The sequence below is a fragment of the Pyramidobacter sp. C12-8 genome (assembly GCF_002007215.1).
Lineage (GTDB): Bacteria > Synergistota > Synergistia > Synergistales > Dethiosulfovibrionaceae > Pyramidobacter.
This window is the reverse complement of sequence record NZ_MUHX01000075.1, coordinates 1-608: the sequence shown is the minus strand read 5'-3', so window position 1 is coordinate 608 and position 608 is coordinate 1. Positions and strand designations below refer to the sequence as shown.

Sequence of the window (608 nt, the reverse complement as noted above, 5' to 3'; positions counted from 1 at the left end):
GTGTTGTTGGTGATGGTGCTGTTCAGCTTGGTTTCGTCCATGCTCAGGTGAAGGCCAGAGTTGTCCACTTTGGTCTTTACATAAGCGTCGCCTTCGACGACCAACGGGGTGGTGCTGTTGATTTCCTTCTCGCCCGCCGGCGTCTCTCCGTCTTTGATGGTCCATTTGGCCTTATTGCCGACAATGGTATTGACGTCGCCGATCGTGGCCGCATTGTTCGTAACGCTGCCGCCGCTGGCTACGTTGGTGATCTGCTTGTTGCCCGCGTCGAACGTGGTGCCGTTGATCGTCGTGCCGCCCGCCACGATCTGGTTGGTGGCGATGCCGGTGCTGTTGATCGTGGTGCCGCCGGCCTGCAGGCTGCCCGTACTGCCCAGGTTCACATCTTTGGACAGCTTGACGGTGAGGGTGTCCGTGCCGTTGGAAACCACGCCGATATTGTTTTCGGTCAGGCCGGTGCTCTTGCCGCCCTTGACGCTGGTCTGTTCGCCCAGTCTGCGGGTAAAGACGGCGCCCGTGTCTCCGCCGTATTTGGTTCCTTTGTTCACTTCTTCGATGACGCCGAACAGCTGGCTGCCGTTGACGGCGTCCGTAGAGTTGCCGCTGAT

At 59.4% G+C, this 608-nt stretch carries 1 protein-coding gene; it reads right to left on the bottom strand.

Annotated elements, in window-relative coordinates; genetic code table 11:
* Nucleotides 1-608 (bottom strand): hypothetical protein (locus tag B0D78_RS12975; protein WP_205948331.1); only part of this gene is annotated, 608 nt, incomplete at both ends.